Annotated in this window: 1 protein-coding gene; it reads right to left on the bottom strand. The window is 73.3% G+C overall.

Annotation, left to right across the window (positions count from 1 at the left end; translation table 11 throughout):
• On the bottom strand, positions 1–4,379 hold a 4,379-nt coding region (locus tag ACFWEP_RS32285; RefSeq protein ID WP_387375493.1), incomplete at both ends, for an acyltransferase domain-containing protein.

The raw sequence follows: 4,379 nt of genomic DNA, 5'->3' as shown, positions 1-4,379 counted from the left end.
GGCCTCTTTGAGGTGGTAGAGCGAGCGCAGTGCCGCGTATTCGCGCAGCTGCCACAGTTCCCCGCTGGTTTCCAGCTGGTGGCTGAGACTGTCGGTGAGGTCGACGGGTTCCACCAGCAGCGGTGCGAAGGCCGACTCGACAGGGCGATCCCCAGATCGGCCTGAACCCTGGCCCTGAGTTCCATCGCGAGCAGCGAGTCGAGCCCGAGGCCGCCCAGTCCGGCGGCCGGGTCGATCTCCTCCCGCGCCGTACGCAGCACGGTGCCGGTGAGCGAGGTGAACCGTTCGACCACGAGGGAGCGGCGTTCTCTCTCGCCGGCCCGCCGGAAGGTGTCGAGGAAGCCGTCGCCCTCCTCGGACACCTGCTCGCGGGCGTTCGCGGCGAGTTCGCAGACCAGCGGCGGAGGCGAGTCGTACCAGGCCAGGAACGTCTGCCAGTCGACGACCGTCGCCACCAGCAGCTGGGCCCGGTCCTGCCCGATGACCCGTTCCAGCACGCTCATCCCGGCGTCCGGGGACAGCGAACTCATTCCCCGGCTGTGCAGATAGTGGTCGACCAGGCCGAGCTCCTCGATCATGCCCGTCGCCCACGGTCCCCAGTCCAGGCTCAGCGCGGGCAGCCCCTGGGCCCGCCGCCGGTGCGCCAGCGCGTCCAGGAAGGCGTTGCCGGCGGCGTAGTTGGTCTGGCCGGCGGTCGTCAGCAGGGAGGCGATCGAGGCGAAGAGCACGAAGTGGTCGAGCGGCTCGTCCCGCAGATGCCGGTCGAGGAGGTACGCGCCCATCACCTTCGGTTCCAGCACGGCGTCGAAGGTGACCCGGTCCATGTCGGTGACCAGCGTGTCGCGTACCTGCCCGGCGAGATGGAACACCCCGCGCACCGGTGCACCGCCTCCGCGCCGGTACGCGTCGAGCCAGCCGGTGAGCGCGTCCTCGTCGGTCACGTCCACCTGTGCCGGGGCCGGGTGCGCGCCGAGGGCCTCCAGCTCGCGCAGGAGCGCCACGGCTCTGCCCTGGGCGGTGGCCGGGTCGGTCGCCGGCCACTCCCGGCGCGGCGGAACCGGGGTGCGGCCCATCAGGATCAGCCGGCGGGCCCCCCGCTTCACCAGCGTCCGGCACAGCAGCCGGCCCAGCGCCCCGTACGCGCCCGTGACCAGATAGCTTCCGTCCGCGCGCAGCCTCAGCGGCAGGGGATGGGTCAGCCCCTCGGCGGGGAGGAGACGGCTGGTCGCGCGGCGGTCGCCCCGCAGACCGATCTCCTCCTCGTCGTCGGTGAGGAACTCGCGCAGCAGGGCCTCGGCGTCGGCGTTCAGACCGGGCGCACCGGGCTCCCGCGCCGGGTCCAGGTCGACCAGTTTGCCGCGGTGTCCAGCCAGCTCCTGGTGGCGCAGCACCCGGGTGACGCCCCAGGCGGGTGCCGCCAGCGGCTCGACCGTCCCACCCGGCGACACGGGCTGCGCGCCCCGGGTGACCACGTGGAGCCGGCCGCCGGTACGCCGTGCGGCGAGAATCCTGGCGAGTGCGACGAGGGAGTACGCACCGGTCCCCGCGGCCCGCGCCAGGCCCTTGCGCTCGCAGGCCGCGAGCTCCGGCAGGTCGAGGTTCCACAGGTGGACGACCGTGCCGGCGAAGGGAGCGCCGTCCCGGTCCAGGTCCGCGAAGAGCCGCTCCAACTGCTCGGCGGACTCGGGCGCGACGGTGAATCCGCCCCCGGGAAGCCGGCCCTGCGAGGCGCCGACCCGCACCACGCGGCAGCGGTCCCCCCGCGCGGTCACCAGCGCGGCGAAGGCGTCGCCGAGGCCGCCGCAGTCCGCGAGGACCAGCCAGTCCTGCGCTCCCGGTCCCGTCGGGGCGGCGCCGTCTTCGACGACCTCGTTCCACGGACGGTCGATCCAGGCGGGTTCGGCGAGCCAGGAGTCGATGGTGCTCCGGGAGACCGCGGCCGACGCCTTCTCCACGTCGGCCGCGCGGAAACCGCGTAACCGGCCGAGCGCCGTGCCGTCCTGCGCGTACAACGCGAGGTCTCCGACGAGCTCGTCGCCGTCGCTGCGCGACACCGTGCCGTGCACCCAGAGCGGACGGTCACCGACGGGGGAGAGGCTCATCTCGTCGAGGGAGAGCGGCAGCCTGATGCCGGTGCCCCGCGAGGACGCCTCCCCGAGCAGGATCTGGGGCGTCAGCAGGCTCTGGAAGCAGGCGTCCAGCAGCACCGGGTGAATGTGGTGGCGGGAGGCTTCGTCACCGATCGCCGCAGGGGGCCGGACCCGTGCCAGCACCTCGTCGGTGCCGATCCAGACCTCCTCGATCGCCTGGAACGCGGGGCCGTAGTGGTAGCCCAGGGCGGCCAGTCCTGCGTAGCACTCCTCGGCGCCGAGCCGGCGGGTACTCCGTCGCCTGATCGCGTCGGCGTCCAGTGCGGGTCCGGCCGAGCGCCGCTGCGCGGAGCGGACCACCCCGCTCGCGTGCACCGCGCGTTCCGCGTCCGGGCCGGCGGGGGCGGTCGCGACGGTGAAGTCCCCGTTCTCCAGCGACAGGGAGAGCCGCACGGTCCTGGCCTCGTCCTCCGCGAGGAAGAGAGCCTTGCGCAGGGCGATGTCGGCGAGCACCACGTCGGTGCCGCCGGTGAGGGTCCGTACGGCCTGGGCCGCCATTTCCAGATAGCCGGCCGCGGGGAAGACCACGGTGTCCTGGATGCGGTGGTCGGAAAGGTAGGGCAGGGACTCGGTGTCGAGCCTGGACTGCCAGGTGGGTTCGGTGTGGCCGGTCCTGCGGCCCAGCAGCGGGTGGTCGAGCAGGCCGAGCCTGACCCGCGCGACGGAGTCCGGCTCCGTCCAGTGGCGGTCGCGCCGCCAGGGGTAGCGGGGCAGCGGCACCGTATCGCCCGCGGGATGGAGCACGTCCCAGGCGATGGGGACACCGAGGTTGTGCAGGGTGGCGAGGGACAGGGCGAAGCGCTCGTCCTCGTCCTCCGCGCGGCGTACCGAGGGTACACAGACGGCCGTCCTGCCTCCGGCTTCCAGGCACTCGCGGATCGCGTGCCCGAGCACCGGGTGCGGGCCGACCTCCAGGAAGAGCCGGAAACCGTCGTCGGCGAGACGGTCCACGGCGGCCCGGAATCGCACCCGGTCGCGGACGTTCCTCCACCAGTACCCCGCGTCCAGTTCCACGCCCTCGGCAACACCGTCCTGACCCGTGAGGTAGAGGGGGACGCGTGCAGGGCGAGGCGTGATGTCCGCCAGGGAGGCGAGCAGTTCGTCCTTGATCCGGTCCATCGCGGCGCTGTGGTAGGGGACTTCGACCGCCAGGAACTTGGCGAACACCTCCTCGCCCCGGAGCGACACCGCCAGTTCGTCGAGCGCGTCCTCGTCCCCGGCCAGGGTGACCGAAGCAGGGCTGTTGACGGCCGCCACCGAGATCCGCGACCCGAAGGGCCGCACCCGGTCCTCCGCCTCGGCCTCCGGCAGACCGACCGCGAGCATGGTGCCCGCCCCGGCCAGGGTGTGCTGGAGGCGGCTGCGGTGGACGGCGACGGCGACCGCGTCCTGGAGGGAGTAGACGCCCGCTTCGTAGAAGGCCGCGATCTCCCCGGTGCTGTGCCCCACGATCGCGTCCGGACGCACGCCGTACGAACGCCACAGGGCCGCCAGCCCGATCTGCACCGCGAAGTTGGCCGGCTGCGCGAGCCACGTCTGCGCCATCCGGGACCGGTCCTCGTCGGCCGTCATCTCGTCGAGGAGCGACCAGCCCGCGATTCTCCTGATCTCCCGGTCGCACGCGGCGACCGTGTCCCGGAACACCGGCTCGCTCGCCAGCAGCCCGCGTCCCATGCCCCACCACTGCGGGCCCATGCCGGTGAACACGTGGACCAGGCGGCGGTCCTGGGGATCGAGCTGCTTGGACCGCACCACCCGCGGGTGTGTCTCCCCCCGGAGGTGCGCGGCCAGAGCCTGGTCCAGGGACTCGCGGGAGGAGTGGACGACCGAGAGCCTGGACTCCAGGTGCTGGCGGCGGTGCGCGAGGGTGTGGCCGAGGTCGGCGAGGGAGACCGCCGGACCGCGCTCGCCCGCGAGTTCGCCGCGGACCCCCTCTGCCAGTTGCGGGAGTGCGTCGGGGTGGCGCGAGGTCAGGGGGAGGATGGTCCAGCCGCGCTCCGGCGCGGCGGCCACCGGGTGGCCGGGTGCGCGCTCCGGCGCCTCCTCCAGGACCAGGTGCGCGTTGGTGCCGCCGAAGCCGAAGGAGTTCACGCCGGCCCGGGCCGGTCCCTCGTGCGCCGGCCACGCGGTGACCCGGTCGGGGATCTCGTACGGCGAGGAGTCCCGGTCGATGGCGGGGTTGACGCGTTCCAGATTGATGTGCGGGGGAATGGTGCGGTGCTTGAGCGC

It is taken from the genome of Streptomyces sp. NPDC060198, from assembly GCF_042728415.1.
GTDB lineage: Bacteria > Actinomycetota > Actinomycetes > Streptomycetales > Streptomycetaceae > Streptomyces.
The sequence above is the reverse complement of the archived record's forward strand: the minus strand, read 5'-3'. Positions and strand labels throughout refer to the sequence as shown.